We start from the raw sequence: 18,743 nt of genomic DNA, 5'->3' as shown, positions 1-18,743 counted from the left end.
CCTAGGGCTGTGGCTGGGCGAGTGACGCGGCGGGCGAGGGGCCGGCGACGACGGTGACGCGGTACTCGTGGACCGGCACGGCCTTCTTGCCGCAGGACTCCGGGCGCGACAGCCCGCCGGCAGCACGTTCGACGCGGACGCGCCACACGCGTCCGTCCTCGTGGGTCACCGGGACGAGCCAGGCGTCGGGCGGTGTCTCGTCCGAGGGCTGGTCGGGCCGGGTCGTGGCGGGCCGCGGCTCGGCGCCCCCGGCCCAGAGCGCGGGCAGGTGCGTCTCGCCGAGGAGGGCCCGCACGTGCGACTCGGCGCACTGGGCGGCCGGCTCGAGGGAGGAGCGACCGCGGTCGTGCTGCGGCCCGAGCAGCTCCTCGGGGGTGTGGTCGGTGGCGCTGGCACCGAGCACCCACTCCGCAGCCGGGTCGTCGAGCCGGGCGTAGGTCTGCCCCCAGGGCAGCAGCACGGCGGTCGGGGCGAACCGGTGACCGCCGGTGTGCGACACCTCCCAGACGCGCCCGGGTGCCACCCGACCCGCGTGGACGGCGAGCGGACGGCCCCTCACGGCGCAGCACACGTCGCGGCGGCCGTTCGTGCACACGAGGAGCGTCGGTTCGGCGGGCTCGGCGCCCGGCAGCGACGCGCGCACCATGGCCCGGCTGCCGCGCGCCAGGGCGCCCCAGTCGAGGCCGAGCAGGTCGCCGATGCTCGTGACGGTCGCCCGCAGCAGCCATGCGTCGGCCGGCCGGGCACCGGCGTGGGCGAGCAGGACGGTGCGGGGCGCGTCGCTGGCGGGGTGGCCACCGGGCTTGCGGATGAGCATGAACCGCCCGCCGGCCTGGGCGGTGCGCGCGTCGAGCTCGGCGCCGAGCTCGCGGTCGAGGTGCGACTCGCGCGCGGCGTCGCGGCCCCACGGGCCGGGCTGCTCGACGGCGACGAAGAACCGGGCGCGTGCGGCCGTTCCGTAGGCGCTCGTGCCGTCGTGGTCGAAGAGGACCGAGCACGCGTCGCTCGCGGGCTCACCGTGCCCCGTCGTGGCCGGATGGGCGTCGTGCCCGTCCTCGGGCACGGGCTCGGCCGCGGGCTCGGCAGTCGTCACGGCCCCGTCCGACTTCTCGGCGGCGGCCACGACATCAGCGTGCTCGGGATCGTCGTCGTCCTCGGTCTCCTCGGGAGTCTCGTCGTCCTCGGTCTCCTCGGGAGTCTCGTCGTCCTCGGGAGACTCGGCGTCGTCGGAGGGCGCCAGGGACTCCTCGGCGCCCGGCTCCTGCCCGTCCGGCCCTGCGGGCGCCGTGTCGGTGGCGTCGGCCATCGTGGCCGGGCCCTCGGGCTCGGCGCCGGCAGCCGAGTCCTCGTCGGTGTCGTCGGGCTGCTGGGCGGTGTCGGCCGACTCGGTCACCTCGGCTGCGTCGTCGGGCACCGCTGCGGCGCCGCGCTCCTCCTCCGGTCCGGGGGCCGACGTGTCGGCGGGGCGGGGCGTCACGACGCCGGGCCCGCCGACGGGGGACCGGCGATGGCGCCGATGACGGTGTTCGTCGGGACGCCCGAACCGTCGCGCCGGCCGTCGGCCGGTGGCAGGTCGATGGCGACGCCGTTGGCCGCCGCGGCGCGGGCCGGGGTGTTGCCGGCGAAGGCGAGCACGAGGGTGTCCTCTCCCTTGAGGAAGCGGTGGCAGCGGACCCCGCCGGTGGCCCGGCCCTTGGCCGGGTACTCGGAGTACGGCGTCACCTTGAGCGAGCCGCCCTCGGTGCCGGGCAGCGCTCCCGACGAGCCGGCCGAGGTCACGACGATGCCCTCGCGCGTCGGGTCAACGACGCCGAAGAAGACAGCACGGCCGAAGCCACCCAGCTTGATGCCCGCCATGCCACCGGCCGAGCGGCCTTGCGGGCGAACGGACTTCGCGGGGAAGCGGAGCAGCTGGGCGTCGGTCGTGAGGAAGACGAGGTCAAGGTCGTCGCGATCGACGACGGCGGCACCGACGACGGAGTCGCCGTCCTTGAGGCTGATGACGTCCCAGTCGTTGCTCTTGGGGGCATCGGGCGTGACCCGCTTGACGACGCCACTCGCGGTGCCGAGCGCGACGACCGGCGCCTCCGCGCCGATCGGCACGATGGTCAGCGGCTCCTCGCCCTTGCCGAGGTCGACGTACGCCGCGAGCGGCGCGCCACCGGACAGGCTCGGGGCGCCGTTGGTCGGCGGCAGCGTCGGCAGGTCGAGGGCGGACAGGCGGACCATGCGCCCAGCCGAGGTGACCAGGCCGAACTCCCCACGGGCCGTGGTGCGCACGGCGCCGACGACGACGTCGTGCTTGGAGCGCGACCCCTCTGCGGTGACCGGCTCGTCGGACCCGGTGCGGGCCAGCAGCCCGGTGGAGGACAGCAGCACCCAGCAGGGGTCGTCGGCGATCTCGAGGGGCGACGCGGCAGCGGCCGCCGCGCTCTGGCCGGAGCCCTCGAGCAGCACGGTGCGACGCGGCGTGCCGTGCGACTTGGCGACGTCGGCCAGCTCGGTGGAGACGAGCTTCATGAGCAGCTTGTCGTTCTCGAGGATGGCCCGGAGCTCCTCGATGGTCTGCTCGAGGGTCTCCTTCTCCTTCTCCAGCTCGATGCGCGAGAACTTCGTCAGGCGCCTCAGCTGCAGCTCGAGGATGTAGTTGGCCTGCAGCTCGGACAGGTCGAAGACGTCCATGAGCCGCGCGCGGGCCGTGCCGGCGTCGTCGGACGAGCGGATCAGCTGGATGACCTCGTCGATGTCGACGATCGCGATGAGCAGACCGTCGACGAGGTGGAGGCGGTCCTGGGCCTTCTTCATCCGGAAGGACGTACGCCGCCGGACGACGTCGGTGCGGAAGTCGACGTAGACCTTGAGCAGGTCCTTCAGGCCCATGGTGCGGGGCTGGCCCTCGACGAGCGCGACGTTGTTGATGCCGAAGTTCTCCTCCATCGGCGTCAGCTTGTAGAGCTGCTCGAGGACCGCGTCGGGGTTGAACCCGTTCTTGATCTCGATGACGAGGTTGAGGCCCTGCGTGCGGTCGGAGAGGTCCTTGAGGTCGGAGATGCCCTGCAGCTTCTTGGCCTGGACGAGGTCCTTGATCTTGTCCATGACCTTCTCGGGGCCCACGAGGTAGGGCAGCTCGGTCACGACGATGCCCTTGCGGCGCGCGGTGATCGACTCGATGCGGGCCGTGGCGCGGGTGCGGAAGCTGCCGCGGCCGGTGAGGTAGGCGTCGCGGATGCCCTCGAGCCCGACGATCCTGCCACCGCACGGCAGGTCGGGGCCGGGCACGAACTTCATCAGCTCGTCGAGCGAGCACGTCGGGTTCGCGATGAGGTGGCGCGCGGCGCCGATGACCTCGACGAGGTTGTGCGGCGGCATGTTCGTGGCCATGCCGACGGCGATGCCGGCGGCACCGTTCACGAGCAGGTTCGGGAACGCGGCCGGCATGACGCCCGGCTGCAGCTGGGTGTCGTCGTAGTTCGGGACGTAGTCGACGGTGTCCTCGTCGAGTCCCGAGACCATGAGCAGGGCGGCGTCGGCCATCCGCGCCTCGGTGTACCGGGCGGCTGCCGGGCCGTCGTCGAGCGAGCCGAAGTTGCCGTGGCCGTCGACGAGCGGCAGGCGCAGCGTGAACGGCTGCGCCATGCGGACCAGGGCGTCGTAGATCGCCTGGTCGCCGTGCGGGTGGTACTTGCCCATGACCTCGCCGACGACGCGCTGGCTCTTGACGTGGCCGCGGTCGGGGCGCAGGCCGAGCTCGTTGGCGCCGTAGAGGATCCGCCGCTGGACGGGCTTCAGCCCGTCACGGGCGTCGGGCAGGGCCCGGGAGTAGATGACGCTGTAGGAGTACTCGAGGAAGGCGTTCTGCATCTCCTCCTCGACGTCGATCCCGACGATCTTCTCCTCGAAGTCCTCAGGGGGAGGCGTGGTGGTCGTGCGTCGCGCCATGCCGGGTGCTGCTCCTTGCCGTGCCGCTGTCGGGTGAACGCCCCATCTTCCCGCAGGCCGATCAGGTCGGCTCACCTGCCACGCCGAAACGGCCCCAGTGGGCCACCTCGGAGCCGGTCCGGCGGTGCCGGCGCAGGCTCGGGCTCTTCGGCCCAGGGACCACGTAGCCGAGCGAGACGACCCCGACGATCCGGCGCGCGTCGGGGATGTCGAGGGCCGCCTTGACGGCCGGGTGGCGTGGGGCCGGGACCCCGAAGAAGAGGCTGCCGAGGCCCTCGTCGGTGGCCGTGAGCAGCACGAGCAGGGCCGCCATGCCGGTGTCGACGTCCCAGTACGGCACCGGCCAGCGGGCCTCGTCGCGGTCGGTCCAGCCCTTGTCCGGCGCGGCGTACCGGTCGAGGTAGGCGTCCTTGTCCGACAGGCACAGCACGAGCACCGGTGCACCCTTGATGCCGGCGAGCCACGGGTCGTCGCCCGACGCGTCCGGCTCGCTCGACGCGTCCGGCTCGGCCGACGCGTCCCAGAAGACCCGGCGCTCGGCGTCGGTCGAGAGCACGAGGAAGTCCCAGCCCTGGCTGAACCCGGCGCTGGGAGCCCGCACGGCGTTGTCGAGGCAGCGCTCCACGACCTCGCGCGGCACCGGGCGGTCCGGGTCGTAGCGGCGGGACATGCGACGGGCGCGGACGACCTGGGTGAACTCCATGTGGCCAGCCTCGCATCGCAGGTGCGCCCTCGGCGCGACGTGACACGATGGCCCCATGGTTTCGGGAGCGGACCAGCAGGCCGGCACCGGCGCGCCCGAGGCCGTGCCGACCGCAGGCGCGGCCACGGACGACTGGCCCGCCGGGCCCGTCGAGTGGGAGGCCGACGTCGTGCTGCGCGACGGCACCGTCGCGCACGTGCGCCCGATCGGGCCGGGCGACGCCGACGGCATCCGCACCTTCCACGCGCGCCAGTCCGACGAGTCGATCTACCTGCGCTTCTTCGCGCCCCTGCGCCAGCTGAGCGACCGCGACGTGCACCGGTTCACCCACGTCGACCACCACGACCGCGTCGCCCTCGTGGCCACCCTCGACGACGAGATCATCGGCATCGGCCGCTACGACCGCATCGACGCCAGCAGCGCCGAAGTCGCCTTCAACATCTCCGACCACTACCAGGGCAAGGGCATCGGCTCGGTGATGCTCGAGCACCTCGCGGCCATCGCCCAGGAGCTCGGCATCACCCGGTTCACCGCGGAGGTGCTGCCCCAGAACCGCAAGATGCTCCAGGTGTTCCGCGAGGCCGGCTACGAGGTGTCGCACCACGTCGAGGACGGCGTCGTCGAGGTGTCCTTCGACATCCTGCCCACCGAGCAGAGCAAGGCGGTGCAGCTCGCGCGCGAGCACCGCGCCGAGGCCCGCAGCATGAGCACGATCCTCTTCCCGCAGCGGGTGGCCATCATCGGTGCGAGCCGGCGCGCGGAGTCGATCGGCGCGCTCGTGCTGCGCAACATCCTCGCGGCCGGGTTCGCCGGCGAGATCTACCCGATCCACCGCGTCGCCGACACGATCCAGGGCCTGCGGGCCTACCCGACCATCGCGGACGTGCCCGAGCAGGTCGACCTCGCCGTCGTCGTCGTGCCCGCCGAGCAGGCCGTCGACGTCGTCAAGGAGTGCGGCAAGGCCGGCGTCCGGGCCCTGCTCGTCATGTCGTCGGGGTTCGCCGACGCGGGGGAGGAGGGGGCGCACCTGCAGGACCGGCTGCGCCGACGTGTCCGGCGGGCCGGCATGCGCCTCGTCGGCCCGAACAGCTTCGGCCTCGTCAACAACGACCCCGACGTGCGGCTCAACGCGACGCTGGCCCCCGTGATCCCCGAGCGGGGGCGTCTCGGCCTCTTCGCCCAGAGCGGCGCCCTCGGCGTCGCGGTGCTCGCCTCGGCGGCCCGGCGCGGCCTCGGCATCTCGGTGTTCGCCTCGGCCGGCAACCGTGTCGACGTCTCGGGCAACGACCTCATGCAGTACTGGATCGACGACCAGTCCACCGACACCGTGGGCCTCTACCTCGAGTCGATGGGCAACCCGCGCAAGTTCTCCCGCATCGCCCGGCAGCTGGCGCAGGTCAAGCCGGTGGTCGTCGTCTCGTCCGGCGTCTCGAGCTACGCGGCACCGCCCGGGCACCGCACCCGCGTCACCCACGCCCCGCCGCAGGCCTTCGACGCCCTGCTGCGCCAGGCCGGCGTCATCCGCGTCGAGAACGTGCACCAGCTCTTCGACGTCGCGCAGCTGACGCTGCACCAGCCGCTGCCCAAGGGGGAGCGGGTCGCCATCGTCGGCAACTCCGACGCGCTCGGCGCGCTGAGCGCGTCGGCGTGCCTCAGCTGGGGGATGCGCGTGACGCACGGCCCCGTGTCGCTGCTGCCGCAGGCGTCCGCCGAGGAGTTCGCGGCCGCGCTCGACGCCGCCTTCGCCGACGACGACGTCGACAGCGTCGTCGCGGCGTTCATCCCGCCGCTCGTCACCCAGGACGAGGACGTGCTCACCGCGGTGCGGTCGATCGCGGCCAGCCACGAGAAGCCTTGCGTGGCAACCTTCCTCGGCATGCGCGGCGTGGGTGACCTGCTGTCGTACGAGCAGGACGGCCAGCACCGCTCGGTGCCCGTTTACTCGATGCCCGAGGACGGCATCCGCGCCCTCACCGCCGTGACGCGCTACGCCCAGTGGCGCTCCCGCGACCGCGGCAGCCAGGTGAGTCCCATCGGCATCGACCGCCTGCGGGCCGAGCGCATCATCGACGAGGTGCTCGCCGGTTCGCCCGACGGTCGTGCGCTGACCCGCGAGGAGTCGCGCGACCTGCTCGGCTCCTACGGCATCCGGCTGTGGCCGGCCGTCGAGGTCACCACCGTCGAGTCGGCCGTGGCGGCCGCCGACCTGCTGACCTACCCCGTCATCCTCAAGTCCACCTCACCGGTCGTGCGCCACCAGCCGGGTCTCGTCGGCGTGCGCGGCGACCTCGTCGACGCCGAGGCGGTCCGCGAGGCGCACGCGTCGCTGACCGGTCGCCTCGGCCCGCTCGGCGCCGACCGGTTCGTCGTGCAGCGGATGGCCGTGCCCGGCGTCTCGTGCGTCGTGCGAGCCAGCGAGGACCCGCTCTTCGGGCCGGTCGTCTCCTTCTCCGTGGCCGGCCCACCCACCGAGCTGCTCGGCGACGTCGCCCACCGCATCCCGCCGCTCACCGACGTCGACGTCACCGACCTCATCGACGGCGTCAAGGCCGCCCCGCTGCTGAGCGGCCACCGCGGGGCGGCCCCCGTGCACCGCGCGGCGCTCGCCGACCTCGTGGCCCGGCTCTCCGTCCTCGCCGACGACCACCCCGAGCTCGCCTCCGTCGAGCTCAACCCCGTCAACGCGTGGACCGGCGGCGTCGACGTGCTCGGTGCCGAGGTCGTCGTGCGGCACGCCCTCGTGCGCAAGGATCCGGGCCGGCGCCGGATGACCTGACGCGTCGCCCTCCGACCCCCGGCCCTGTGGACGACGCCCCGCCCGGCCGGGCCGGCGTCCACACCCACAGGTCGGCGTGGGCGGTACCGGGCCGGGCGGGTGCAAGGATGGGGTCATGCGACGCACGACCCAGGACGCCCACCGGGCCCTCCCCGACGACCTCACGGCGGACATCACCCGCGCGGGCTACTACCCGGACCTCGTGTGCGACGTCGTCGAGTCAGCCGTCGCCGACGACGAGGTCGTCAGCCACCTCGTGCACCAGGAGACGACCTTCGACCACGAGACGGTGCGCCGGCACGTCACGGTCCTCGTCGTCACGCCGCAGCGCCTCGTCATCGCCCACGCCGACGACCACGCCGAGCCCGACGACAAGCTCATGGCCACGGCCACCACCGAGACCGTGCCGCTCGCCGCCGTCCGAGGGGTCATGCTGACCCACGTCGTGTCCGAGCCCGAGACCTTCACCGCCGGCAGCCACGGCCGCGACCTCACCCTCACCCTCGGCTGGGGAGCGGTGAGCCGCCTCGACATGATCCCGGCCCAGTGCGGCGACCCCGACTGCACCGCCGACCACGGCTTCGAGGGCACCATCGCCTCCGACGACATCTCGCTGCGGATCAGCTCGGCCGCCGACGGCGAGGCCGCCGTCGGCAAGGCGATGCGCTTCTCGCGCGTCCTGTCGGCGAGCATCGGCGGCGGCTCGGCCCTCTGAGGTGAGCAGCCCCGACGCGTCGCCGCCCTCACCGGTGCCCGTGCTCGACTGGTCCGGACCCACCCTCGCGTCGGTCCTGCCCTCCGTGGCCGCCGGTCTCGGTGTGCCCGCATACGCCGGCCGCGACGTCCTCGGCCTGCCCGACGCGGCGCGCACCGTCGTCGTCCTCGTCGACGGGCTGGGGCACGACCTGCTGCGCCAGCGCAGCGGCCACGCCCCGTTCCTGCGCTCGCGGTTCGACTCGATGCAGCGGGTGCCGTGCGGCTTCCCGACGACGACCGCCACCTCGATGGGCTCCTTCGGCACGGGGCTGCCACCGGGCAGCCACGGCCTCGTCGGCATGCAGGTGCTCGACCCCGACACCGACCGCGTCCTCAACGAGCTGTCGTGGGAGAACGGCCCCGACCCCCGCACGTGGCAGCCGAACCGGACCGTCTTCGAGGAGGCCGCGTCGGCGGGGCTCGCAGTCACCATGGTCGGCCCGCACTACTTCGACGGCTCGGGCCTGACCACGGCGGCCCTGCGCGGCGGCCGTTTCCGCGCCGCGCACGCGCTCGAGGCCCGGGTCGATGCCGCGCTGTCGGCGGTGCGTGCCGCCCCGCGCTCGCTCGTCTACCTCTACTGGGGCGAGGTCGACAAGGTCGGGCACGTGCACGGCTGCCAGTCCTGGCAGTGGGGCGACGAGGTCGAGGCCGTCGACGCCGCGCTGCGCCGCCTCGTCGGCAGCGTGCCTCCCGACACGTCGGTCGTCGTCACCGCCGACCACGGCATGGTCGACGTCCCCTTCGAGGCACGCGTCGACCTCGTCGACGAGCCGGCCCTCATGGCCGGGGTGCGCCACCTCGGCGGCGAGCCCCGCAACCCCCAGCTGTACACGCAGGCCGGGGCGCTCGCCGAGGTCGCCGCCGCCTGGACCGAGCGCTTCGCCGGGCGGGCCCGCGTGCTGACCCGTGAGCAGGCCGTCGACGAGGGCTGGTTCGGGGCCGTCAGCGCCCGCGTCGCCCCGCGCATCGGCGACCTGCTCGTCGTCACCGGCGACGGCTTGGCCGTCGTGCACTCCGGCCTGATGCGGCCCGAGGTCGTCCGCCTGCTCGGCCTGCACGGGTCGACGAGCGACGCGGAACTCGCCGTGCCGGTGGTCGTGGTGCCGCCCCGCCTCGCCCCCTAGGGTGGTGCCCCGTGGCTGAGCTCGTCTTCTTCTCCGGGACCATGGACTGCGGCAAGTCGACCCTCGCCCTCCAGATGGACCACAACCACGGCGCCCGCGGACGCGTCGGACTCATCTACACCAAGATGGACCGCGCCGGCACCAACGTCCTGTCCTCGCGCCTCGGGCTGTCGACCGGCGCGCTCGAGGTCGAGGACACCCTCGACTTCTGGGAGTCCGTCGTCGAGCGCGCCACGTCCGGGCAGCGCATCGACTACCTCATCTGCGACGAGGCCCAGTTCTACACCGGCGACCAGGTCGAGCAGCTGGCCCGGATCGTCGACGAGATGGACATCGACGTCTTCGCCTTCGGCATCACCGCCGACTTCCGCACCGAGCTGTTCCCGGGCAGCAAGCGGCTCATCGAGCTCGCCGACCGCGTCCAGGTGCTCCAGGTCGAGGCGCTGTGCTGGTGCGGTCGTCGCGCCACGACCAACGCCCGCGTCCTCGACGGCGTCATGGTCGTCGAGGGCGAGCAGGTCGTCGTCGGCGACACCAAGCCCGGCGCCGGCGTCGTCGAGTACGAGGTGCTGTGCCGCCGGCACTACATGCGGCGGATGACCTCCCACGCGGCGCGGGCCGCGGCGGTGTCGCCGGAGCTGCTCCCGTTCGACCTCGACGTGTGTCCGCTGCCGCCCCTGCCGATCACGCAGGCCGACTGACCGACCTTCGACGTCAGTCGCCGCGGCGGCCGAACATGATGTCGTCCCAGCTCGGGACGCTCGGACGCCCGGACTTGCGGGCCGCCGCCGGACGCGGTGGGGGAGTCGGGCGCGGGTCGCTCGCGGTCGCCCGCTCCTCGATGAGCTCGCCCGACTCCTCGTCGTCCGGCTCAGGCGCGTCGGGCACGTCGTGCACACCGCGCTCGTCGCGCGCGTCCGCTGCCTCCGGGGCGTCGTGCGCGGGCTCCGCGCGCCGGACGGCAGCGACGGCCGGCGCCGCCGGGCGGACGTCCTCGACAGGCTCTGCGTCCGCCGTGTTGTCCGCGCCCGCGGTGTCATCCGTGGTGTCCCTGCTGCCGTCGACGTCCGCGCGGTGGAGGTCGGCGGCATGGCCGGTGTCGGCTCGGGCCGGCTCCGTCTCGCCGTGCTCGCGGTTCTCGACGTTCTCGATGTCCTCGCTCGGCTCGCTCCGCTCGGTTCGCCGGGGCCGCGCGGCGGCGTCGGACTGACGCACCGGCTGGGTGCGCTCGGCCCGGCGGGCCTTGCGCGCCGCGGCCTCGACACCGATGCGGTCGGCGGCCTCGCCGTGCTTCTCGACCTCCGGGTCGTCCTCGGGGTGGGTGTGCGCGGCCGGAGGCAGCTCCTCGCGCGGGTCGCGGGCGAGCTCCTCGAGGGGCAGGGCCTCCTCGGGGACGTCCTCGAGCCCGGGTACCTCCGCGGCGCGCGGCCGGCGACGCCCGCGGCGCTGGGCGCTGCGCTCGCGCATCGCCGCCATGAGGTCGACGGTCTCGCCCTCGCGGCGCCTGGCGCTCGCCGAGACACCGGTGGCCCGACGCGTCTCGCCCGTGTCGCGCGGCTCACTGACACCGCCCTCGGCCTCGACGTCGTAGACGCGGCTCGGGCGGGTGGACGCCGACAGGTGCGGGGCGGGGATCGGTCCGGGAGCCTGCTGCTCCTCGTCCTCGCTGAGCCAGCGGGCCTCGTCGTCGAGCACCGTGACGGTCCGCGACAGCGGGTCGTAGTGCCAGGCGGCCTCACGCTCGCGGCCGCCGGCGGTGAAACGCAGCAGGGCCGTCCACGTGCCGGCCTCGGTGCGTCGAGAGTCCCAGCGGACCGAGCCGAGGTCGATCTCCCGGGAGCGCAGGCGCTCGGAGACCCGCGCGTCGAGCGTGGGAGAGCCACCGTGCGACGCGCCCCGGGCGCGCAGCCGGGCCTGGCGGGCCAGGCCCGCGACGTGCTCGCGCTCGGCGAGGATCGGCCCCTCGTAGCGGTGCACCTTCTCCACGGCCCAGCCCGCGCGCTCGGCGACCTCCTCGGCCGACAGCCCCGCCCGGATCATCGCCTGGACGTCGCGCGGACGCAGGCCACCGGAGATCTCGATCTGCAGCTGCCCGAGCCGCGGCCGGTCGCGCCGCGCGGCCGCGCGCAGCGGCTCGTCGAGCGGGAGGGCGAACCCGTTGCCGTCGTCGTCGGTCAGCAGCAGGTGCGTGCCGTCCTCGTGGACGCCGACGAGCCGGAGGTGCTGCATGGAAGGGTCCTTCGGTGGGTGGGGTCGGACGGGTCGGTGGGCTGGTGGTGGATCGAGCATGCCACCGGCCGGGCGGGCACGAAAGCGCCCACGCCGCACCGGTACCGTTTGCTCTGGCATGCCCACCTCGTACGCCTCCGCCCAGCTCGCCCTCGACATCGTCGGCGTGTTCGTCTTCGCGCTCTCCGGCGGTCTCGTCGCCGTCAAGAAGCGCTTCGACCTCTTCGGCGTCCTCGTGCTCGCCTGCGCCGCTGCGCTCGGCGGCGGCATCGTGCGCGACCTGCTCATCGGCGACATCCCACCGGTCGGCATCAGCGACTGGCGGCTGCTCACGGCGGCGGCCCTCGGTGGGCTCGTCACCTTCCTCTACCACCCGGCCGTCGAGCGCACCACGCGCTTCGTCCGGGTGCTCGACGCCGCAGGCCTGGCCGTGTTCGCCGTCGCCGGCAGCCTCAAGGCCGTCACGACGCCGGGCGTCGCGCCCATCGCGGCCGTCCTCGTCGGCGTCATCACCGCCGTCGGCGGCGGCGTCGTGCGCGACCTGCTCGCCGGGCAGGTGCCCGAGGTGCTGCGCCGCGAGCTCTACGCCCTGCCGGCCATGCTCGGTTCGGTGGTCATCGTCGTCGCGGCCCGACTCGGATCGCTGCAGGACTGGCTGCTGTGGACGGCGGTCGGCCTCGTCTTCGTCGTGCGCATGGTCGCGGTGCGCCTCGACCTCAACGCCCCCACCCCGCTGCGGTCCGGCACCTGAGCGCGCCGGACCGCACCGCACCAGCCACACCCGATCGAGAGGCCGCAGCCACCCATGACAGGTCAGACCCCCAGCAGCGCCCGGCCCGGCGCGTCGGCCCGGGCCTCGCTCGAGCCCTACGACGCCGTGCTCCTGCTCGGCTTCGGCGGCCCCGAGGGCCCCGACGAGGTCATGCCGTTCCTACGCCGGGTCACGGCCGGCCGCGGCATCCCCGACGAGCGGCTCGCCGCGGTCGGTGAGCACTACTTCCTCTTCGGCGGTCGCAGCCCCATCAACGACCAGAACCGTGCGCTCATCGCGGCCCTGCGTCGCGAGCTCGACGCCCGGGGGATCGACACCCCCGTCGTGTGGGGCAACCGCAACAGCGAGCCGTTCATCCCGGACGCCCTTCGCGAGGCGCACGCGGACGGGCACCGCCGCGTCCTCACCCTGACGACGAGCGCCTACTCCTCGTACTCCTCGTGCCGTCAGTACCGTGAGAACCTCGCCGACGCCGACGCCGAGCTTCGCGAGGACGGCATCGAGCTCGAGATCGACAAGGTGGCCCAGTACGCCCCGCGACCCGGCTTCGCCGTCGCCAACCTCGAGGAGCTGGTGCGCTCGCTGCGGTCCCTCGACGGCCTGCCCGACGCCGAGCTCGCGCTCCTCTTCGTCACCCACTCGATCCCCGACGCCATGGACGACACCTCGGGCCCGGGCGACGGCGAGGGCAACCTCTACCGCCGCCAGCACCTCGCGCTCGCCTCGCACCTGGCCGAGGAGGCCGGGCGCGTGCTGGGTCGCGAGCTCACCGGCGAGCTCGTCTACTGCTCCCGCTCGGGCCCGCCGAGCCAGCCGTGGCTCGAGCCGGACGTCAACGACCGCATCGAGGAGCTCGCGGCCGAGGGCATCTCGACCGTCGTGCTGGCGCCGATCGGCTTCGTGTCCGACCACATGGAGGTCGTCTACGACCTCGACACCGAGGCGCAGCAGACGTGCGACCGGCTCGGCGTCCGGCTCGTGAGGGTGCCCACCGTCGGCACGGGGGAGGCCTTCGTGCGCGACCTCGCCGACGCGCTGCTCGAGCGGGCGGCCGAGGCCCGCGGCGAGGTCGTGCCCCAGTTCGAGGGGCGGATGCCCTCGGTGTGCGCCCCCGGCTGCTGCCCCAACCTGCGCACCGCCCGACCGGCCCTCTGCGGCCGCGACTGAGGAGGACCCCGTGACCGGACTGCCCGACCTCCCCGAGGGGATCGACCTCGCCGACCTCGAGCGCACCGTCGTCGCCATCGCCACCGAGGCGGCCCGCTTCATCCGCGACGAGCGGCCCGACGGCGTCGGGGTCGCCGCGACGAAGTCCACCGACACCGACGTCGTCACCGTCATGGACCGACGTTCCGAGGAGCTGCTCCACCGCCTCATCCAGCAGGCGCGCCCCGACGACGGGATCCTCGGCGAGGAGGGCGTCGACGTCGCCGGAACCTCGGGCCTCACGTGGGTCGTCGACCCGATCGACGGGACCGTCAACTACCTCTACCGGATCCCGGCCTACGCCGTATCGGTCGCGGTCGTCGTCGGCGACCCGTCGGTCGAGGGCGGCTGGACACCGGTGGCGGGCGCGGTCGCGGACCCGTGCCTGCGCCTCGTGCACCACGCCCGACGCGGCGGTGGCGCGTGGACGCGTCCCGAGGGCGCCACGCCCCATGACCCGGGCACCCGTCTGACCGTCTCGACCGAGGACCGCCTCGGGCGCGCCCTGCTCGCCACCGGTTTCGGCTACGCGCCGGAGAAGCGGGCGCGCCAGGCCGAGGTGCTGACGCGCGTCCTGCCCCAGGTCCGCGACATCCGCCGGATCGGCAGCGCGGCCCTCGACCTCGTCCGCGTGGCCGACGGCTCCGTCGACGCCTACGCCGAGTCGGGGCTCAACGCCTGGGACCTCGCCGCCGGATGGCTCGTCGTCGAGGAGGCCGGTGGCGTCGTCGTCGGGGTCGGGGACGCTCCCGGCAAGGAGCTGACCGTCGCGGCGGGAACGGCCCTCGTCGAGCCGGTCCGGGAGCTGTTCACGTCCTGACGGGGCCACGGGCCCCGCGTCCGGACACGAAGAACGGGCACCCGGCCGAGGCCGGGTGCCCGTTCGTCGTTGCGCGAGCGTCGAGCGGGTCCGTCGAGGGCTCAGGCAGCCGCGAACGGCACGAGCTCGGGGACGTGGATGTCGTTGTCGTGGGCGAGCCGGGCGAACGACTCGAGCTCACCGGTGTGCACGCGCACCCGGTACTCGTCGCCGGCGGCCTGCGCCTCGGCGAGCTCGTCGAGCGTCGCGCTCACGCGCTGGCGGATCTCGTCGACGAACTGGGTCATGGTGCACCTCCGGGCCGGTGGAAGGATGTCGGTCGGGTCCGCAGACCCTACCGCGGCGACGGACCTCGACTGTGCACCCGACCAGGTCGGTCCAGGGCAAAGGAACGGTGAACTGTTGGTCTGCAGTGGGTAGGGACAGCCCCTGCGGAGCGTGCGGCACCGGGGTCGGGATGCCGGGAGTGTGGCGAGCGTCTCAGGCTGTGAAAGGGCCGACGTGACATCGCCGTGATGTTCAGGCACAATCCGCGCACGCAGAGAGAAGTTACGGGGCGGTCGCACCGGTCCACCACGCGGGAACAAGCGTGAGGCACCGAGCGTTCTCCGCCACACAGACGCAGGCGCACGAAGAGAAGCGAGATTCCAGATGGCAACCGATTACGACGCGCCACGCAAGACCGACGACGACCTCAGCGAGGACTCGCTCGAGGAGCTCAAGTCGCGACGGGTCGACAAGACCTCGTCGAGCGTGGACGTGGACGAGACCGCGGAGGCGGAGGGCTTCGAGCTGCCCGGCGCCGACCTGTCCGGCGAGGAGCTGTCGGTCCGGGTCCTGCCCAAGCAGGCCGACGAGTTCACGTGCGGCCAGTGCTTCCTGGTCCACCACCGCAGCCAGCTCGCCAAGGAGAGCAACGGCATGATGATCTGCACGGACTGCGCCGCCTGAGCCGTCAGGTCGGTCCAGTCGACGCGCAGGTGCCTGCAGCGCAGGAGCAAGTAGGGTCGGTCCACGTGACCGACCCTTGTGCTGTCCCGGACCCCGCGCCCGCGCTGGCGGTGCTCCGGCTCGACCCCGAGCTCCCGATGCCCGCCTACGCGCACCCCGGCGACGCGGGGGCCGACCTCCGGGCCCGCGCGGACGTCACCCTCGCGCCGGGGGAGCGGGTCCTCGTGCCGACCGGGGTGGCCATCGCGCTGCCGCCCGGTCACGCCGGCTTCGTCCACCCGCGCTCGGGCCTGGCCGCCCGGCACGGGATCTCCATCGTCAATGCGCCGGGCACCGTCGACGAGGGGTACCGGGGCGAGATCCGCGTCAACCTCGTCAACCTCGACCCGCGTGAGCCCTTCACGGTGCGCCGCGGCGACCGCATCGCCCAGCTCGTCGTGCAGCGGGTCGAGCGGCCGGTGTTCCTCGAGGTTGACTCGCTCGACGACACGGTCCGGGGTGACACTGGACATGGGTCCACCGGCGGTTTCGGCCCGGGTGAGCCCGGACCGGGTCTGCGGGGCGACGGGGCCGGCGCCCCGCCGAGCGGGCAGGATGCCACCACAGCGCGCGGGTGATCGGGTACGGTTCGCCGGGCGCCCACTCCGGACCGCCCCGACCAGCACGGCACAGCTCGACCCCAGCTCGAACCCAGCTCGACGCAGCAGTACTCATAAGGACGGAATGACGTGGGACTCTTCAGCCGCGGCAAGTCGCGCAGCAACGACGACGAGGCGTTCGTCGACGACGTCGAGGGCGCTGAGGGCGCCCGTGGCGTCGAGGGTCCCGACGGGGCCGACGACGTCACCGAGGGCGGCCTCGCGCCGGCCCTCACCGGCCCCCTCGACCGCGGGTCGGTCGACGACGACACCGACTACCTGAACCTCGGCTCTCTCTGGCTGCGCGGCCAGCAGGACATGGAGCTGCGCCTGGAGGTCAACGAGCAGGAGCAGCAGATCGTCGGCGTCACGGCCGTCATCGGCGAGTCGGCCGTGCAGCTGCAGGCCTTCGCGGCCCCGCGCACCGAGGGCGTCTGGGTCGAGATCCGCAACGAGATCGCCAAGAGCATCACCGACGCGGGTGGCACCGCCGAGGTGCAGACCGGCGACTTCGGCGAGGAGCTGCTGACGCGGATGCCGCAGAACGGCCCCGACGGGCGCACCGTGTTCATGCCGGCCCGCTTCGTCGGCGTCGACGGTCCGCGATGGTTCCTCCGCGCCGTCGTCTCCGGCCGCGCCGCGATCGAGCCGGCGGCTGCCGAGGCCGTCCACGAGGTCATCCGCACCGCGGTGGTCGACCGCGGCGACGAGGCCATGCCGCCCCGCGAGCTGCTGCCGCTGCGCCTGCCCGAGGCCCCGGAGGCCGACCAGGACGCCGGCGAGGACCAGCCCGAGGGCGCCCCGAACGTCGAGGACCTGCGCCCGTTCGAGCGCGGCCCCGAGATCACCGAGGTCCGCTGAGGTGTCCGTCCGCGGGGGCACGCTGCGCCGCCTCGCCGACCTCGTGCGCCCGTCGCACGAGCTCGAGGCGGCCGAGCTGCGCCAGGAGTCGACCGACGTGGGCGTCATCCACATCGTCGACGCCCGGCTGCGCAGCCGGGCCACCGTCCGCGGCGAGATCCGCTCGGTGACGCTGCGCCCCCGCGACGAGACGCCGGCCCTCGACGCCGAGCTGTGGGACGGCACCGCGTCCCTGCACCTGGTGTGGCTGGGCCGGCGGCGCATTGCCGGCATCGTGCCCGGCATCAAGATCGAGGCCACCGGCCGCGTCACCCGGCAGCGCTCCGTGACGACGATGTTCAACCCCGCCTACGAGATCATCGGGAAGCCGGGGTCCTCCCATGCCTGACCGCGAGACCGACCGAGCCGTGACGCCGGCCGCTGAGCCGTCCGTCGAGTCGGCCGCCGAGACGTCCGTCGGGTCGCCCACCGAGTCATCCGTCGACGGCGTGCAGCGCGGCGAGGCCGACCTGCGGCGCTACGACACCGTCGAGGAGCTGCTCCGCGACAAGCTGTCCGAGGCGATCGGCGGCTGGCGCGGGGCCGTCGAGTCGGCAGTGCCGACCCTCGCCTTCGCGCTGGTGTGGGCCCGCACCCAGGACCTCCGCACGGCGCTCGTCGTCGCAGGCGTCGGTGTCGGCCTGCTGCTCGTGGTGCGGCTCGTCCAGCGCCAGGACCCGCGCTTCATCGCCTACGCCGCGGTCGGCGTCGCCATCTCGGCCTTCTTCGCGCTGCGGTCGGGCAAGGCGGAGGACGCGTTCCTGCCCGGGATGCTCCAGAACGCCGGGCTGCTCGTGCTGCTCCTCGTGACGAACCTGCTCCGCTGGCCGCTCTTCGGCTTCGTCGTCGGGGTGGCCGAACCGGAGGCGTTCGCCGAGAACCCGACATGGTGGCGGCGGCACCGGGGCATCGTCACCGTCGCGATGCGCCTCGCGTGGGTGCTCATCGCCCTCAACGTCGTGCGCCTGTCGATCATGGTGCCGCTCTACCTCGCAGAGCAGGTGGCGGCCCTCGGCGTGGCCAAGGTCGTGCTCGGGTGGCCCGCCTACCTGCTCGCCATCACCGCGATGGGGGCGATCCTGCTCCGCGGGCGCACCCCGATCGACCCGAACCGCGTCGCCTGACGCGAGTCCGGGTCTCGCGCCCGCGTGCTGGGTTCGCCTGCGGCTCAGCGCCGTCGGTTCGCCTGCGGCTCAGCGCCGTCGGTTCGCCCGCGGCTCAGAGCTCGTCGTCGTCGCCGGTGCGGATGCGGGCCCCGGGAGCCACGAGCTTCTGGAGCTCCACCTCCTGCTCGGTCGTCGTGATGAAGAGCAGCTCGTCGCCGACCTCCATCGCGTCGTCGGGCGTCGGGGCGAGCGGGCGCTCCTCGCGGATGATCGCCACGAGGACGGTCTCGCTGGGCCAGTCGACGTCGCCGACGCGCCGCCCGGCGAAGGGGCTCGCCTCGGGCAGGGTGATCTCGACCATCGACGCGCGGCCCTGCTGGAACTCGAAGATCCGCACGAGGTCGCCGATGCTCACGGCCTCCTCGATGAGGGCGGTCATGAGGCGGGGGGTCGACACGGCGACGTCGACGCCCCAGGACTCGTCGAACATCCACTCGTTCTTGGGGTTGTTGACGCGGGCGACGGTGCGCGGCACCCCGAACTCGGTCTTGGCCAGCAGCGACAGCACGAGGTTGGCCTTGTCGTCACCGGTCGCGGCCACGACGACGTCGGACTCCTCGAGCCTGGCCTCCTCGAGGGCGGCGAGCTCGCAGGCGTCGGCGAGCAGCCACGACGCCTCGGGCACGCGGGAGGCCTGGACGTCGTCGGCGTCCTTGTCGATGAGCAGCACCTGGTGGCCGTTGCCGAGCAGCTCGCGGGCGATGGACCGGCCGACGCTTCCGGCTCCGGCGATGACGACGCGCATGGGTTCTCCTGTGCC

18 protein-coding genes are annotated in these 18,743 nt (G+C 73.6%); 12 read left to right on the top strand and 6 right to left on the bottom strand.

The genetic code is table 11. The annotated features are described in order from the left end of the window. Position 1: 1 nt before the first annotated feature. From RY076_RS13060 to RY076_RS13050, 3 genes are all read right to left on the bottom strand, one after another. Complete coding sequence (locus RY076_RS13060; RefSeq protein WP_323098636.1) at positions 2 to 1,477, bottom strand: sucrase ferredoxin; 1,476 nt, start codon at positions 1,475 to 1,477, stop codon at positions 2 to 4. Then, positions 1,474 to 3,939 carry a DNA gyrase/topoisomerase IV subunit A gene (locus RY076_RS13055; protein WP_323098635.1) on the bottom strand — a complete coding sequence of 822 codons (2,466 nt, stop codon included), beginning with the start codon at positions 3,937 to 3,939 and terminating at the stop codon, positions 1,474 to 1,476. The genes RY076_RS13060 and RY076_RS13055 overlap by 4 nt, the downstream gene beginning before the upstream one ends. Before the next feature lie 61 nt (positions 3,940 to 4,000). Further along, positions 4,001 to 4,642, bottom strand: a complete 642-nt coding sequence (locus RY076_RS13050) for a nitroreductase family protein (protein WP_323098633.1) — start codon at positions 4,640 to 4,642, stop codon at positions 4,001 to 4,003. A 55-nt stretch (positions 4,643 to 4,697) separates the two neighbouring features. On the opposite strand from RY076_RS13050, the gene RY076_RS13045 reads away from it, so the two are divergent. The 4 genes from RY076_RS13045 to RY076_RS13030 all read left to right on the top strand — a co-directional run bounded on the left by RY076_RS13045 (position 4,698) and on the right by RY076_RS13030 (position 10,002). Continuing rightward, positions 4,698 to 7,418, top strand: a complete 2,721-nt coding sequence (locus RY076_RS13045; protein WP_323098632.1) for a bifunctional acetate--CoA ligase family protein/GNAT family N-acetyltransferase — start codon at positions 4,698 to 4,700, stop codon at positions 7,416 to 7,418. A 115-nt stretch (positions 7,419 to 7,533) separates the two neighbouring features. Beyond that, positions 7,534 to 8,133: a DUF5998 family protein gene (locus RY076_RS13040; RefSeq protein WP_323098631.1), complete on the top strand. Its 600-nt coding sequence runs from the start codon at positions 7,534 to 7,536 to the stop codon at positions 8,131 to 8,133. Between the two features lies 1 nt (position 8,134). Continuing rightward, a complete protein-coding gene (locus tag RY076_RS13035; protein ID WP_323098629.1) occupies positions 8,135 to 9,301 on the top strand; it encodes an alkaline phosphatase family protein in 1,167 nt (388 codons plus the stop codon). An 11-nt stretch (positions 9,302 to 9,312) separates the two neighbouring features. Further along, positions 9,313 to 10,002 carry a thymidine kinase gene (locus RY076_RS13030; protein ID WP_323098627.1) on the top strand — a complete coding sequence of 230 codons (690 nt, stop codon included), beginning with the start codon at positions 9,313 to 9,315 and terminating at the stop codon, positions 10,000 to 10,002. 13 nt (positions 10,003 to 10,015) lie between these two features. Here RY076_RS13030 and sepH read toward each other — a convergent pair whose 3' ends face one another. Beyond that, entirely contained in the window at positions 10,016 to 11,530 is a 1,515-nt protein-coding gene (sepH, locus tag RY076_RS13025; RefSeq protein WP_323098626.1) for a septation protein SepH, read from the bottom strand. A 118-nt stretch (positions 11,531 to 11,648) separates the two neighbouring features. Here sepH and RY076_RS13020 point away from each other — a divergent pair, with 118 nt between their 5' ends. Genes RY076_RS13020 through RY076_RS13010 form a run of 3 tightly spaced genes read left to right on the top strand, consistent with a single transcriptional unit; the run spans position 11,649 to position 14,328 of the window. After that, positions 11,649 to 12,281 carry a trimeric intracellular cation channel family protein gene (locus RY076_RS13020; RefSeq protein ID WP_323098625.1) on the top strand — a complete coding sequence of 211 codons (633 nt, stop codon included), beginning with the start codon at positions 11,649 to 11,651 and terminating at the stop codon, positions 12,279 to 12,281. A 54-nt stretch (positions 12,282 to 12,335) separates the two neighbouring features. Next, a complete protein-coding gene (locus RY076_RS13015; protein WP_323098623.1) occupies positions 12,336 to 13,469 on the top strand; it encodes a ferrochelatase in 1,134 nt (377 codons plus the stop codon). Between the two features lie 10 nt (positions 13,470 to 13,479). Further along, positions 13,480 to 14,328: an inositol monophosphatase family protein gene (locus RY076_RS13010; protein WP_323098622.1), complete on the top strand. Its 849-nt coding sequence runs from the start codon at positions 13,480 to 13,482 to the stop codon at positions 14,326 to 14,328. Between the two features lie 101 nt (positions 14,329 to 14,429). On the opposite strand, the gene RY076_RS13005 is transcribed toward RY076_RS13010, so the two are convergent. Then, a complete protein-coding gene (locus tag RY076_RS13005) occupies positions 14,430 to 14,615 on the bottom strand; it encodes a hypothetical protein (protein WP_323098620.1) in 186 nt (61 codons plus the stop codon). Between the two features lie 364 nt (positions 14,616 to 14,979). On the opposite strand from RY076_RS13005, the gene RY076_RS13000 reads away from it, so the two are divergent. The 5 genes from RY076_RS13000 to RY076_RS12980 all read left to right on the top strand — a co-directional run bounded on the left by RY076_RS13000 (position 14,980) and on the right by RY076_RS12980 (position 17,941). After that, positions 14,980 to 15,279 carry a DUF4193 domain-containing protein gene (locus tag RY076_RS13000; RefSeq protein WP_323098619.1) on the top strand — a complete coding sequence of 100 codons (300 nt, stop codon included), beginning with the start codon at positions 14,980 to 14,982 and terminating at the stop codon, positions 15,277 to 15,279. Between the two features lie 65 nt (positions 15,280 to 15,344). Next, on the top strand, positions 15,345 to 15,896 hold the full coding sequence (gene dut / locus RY076_RS12995; RefSeq protein ID WP_323098617.1) for a dUTP diphosphatase: 552 nt from the start codon (positions 15,345 to 15,347) through the stop codon (positions 15,894 to 15,896). A 111-nt stretch (positions 15,897 to 16,007) separates the two neighbouring features. Beyond that, positions 16,008 to 16,778, top strand: coding sequence for a DUF3710 domain-containing protein (locus RY076_RS12990; protein WP_323098616.1), 771 nt, complete (start codon positions 16,008 to 16,010; stop codon positions 16,776 to 16,778). A gap of 1 nt (position 16,779) precedes the next feature. Continuing rightward, complete coding sequence (locus tag RY076_RS12985; RefSeq protein WP_323098615.1) at positions 16,780 to 17,166, top strand: OB-fold nucleic acid binding domain-containing protein; 387 nt, start codon at positions 16,780 to 16,782, stop codon at positions 17,164 to 17,166. Next, positions 17,159 to 17,941: a DUF3159 domain-containing protein gene (locus tag RY076_RS12980; protein ID WP_323098614.1), complete on the top strand. Its 783-nt coding sequence runs from the start codon at positions 17,159 to 17,161 to the stop codon at positions 17,939 to 17,941. Before RY076_RS12985 ends, RY076_RS12980 begins: the two co-directional genes overlap by 8 nt. 94 nt (positions 17,942 to 18,035) lie before the next feature. Here the strand turns inward: RY076_RS12980 and RY076_RS12975 are convergent, their stop codons facing one another. Then, positions 18,036 to 18,728, bottom strand: coding sequence for a potassium channel family protein (locus tag RY076_RS12975; RefSeq protein ID WP_323098612.1), 693 nt, complete (start codon positions 18,726 to 18,728; stop codon positions 18,036 to 18,038). Between the last annotated feature and the right edge of the window lie 15 nt (positions 18,729 to 18,743).

Source organism: Intrasporangium zincisolvens (assembly GCF_034724055.1).
Taxonomy (GTDB): domain Bacteria; phylum Actinomycetota; class Actinomycetes; order Actinomycetales; family Dermatophilaceae; genus Monashia; species Monashia zincisolvens.
The sequence above is the reverse complement of the archived record's forward strand: the minus strand, read 5'-3'. Positions and strand labels throughout refer to the sequence as shown.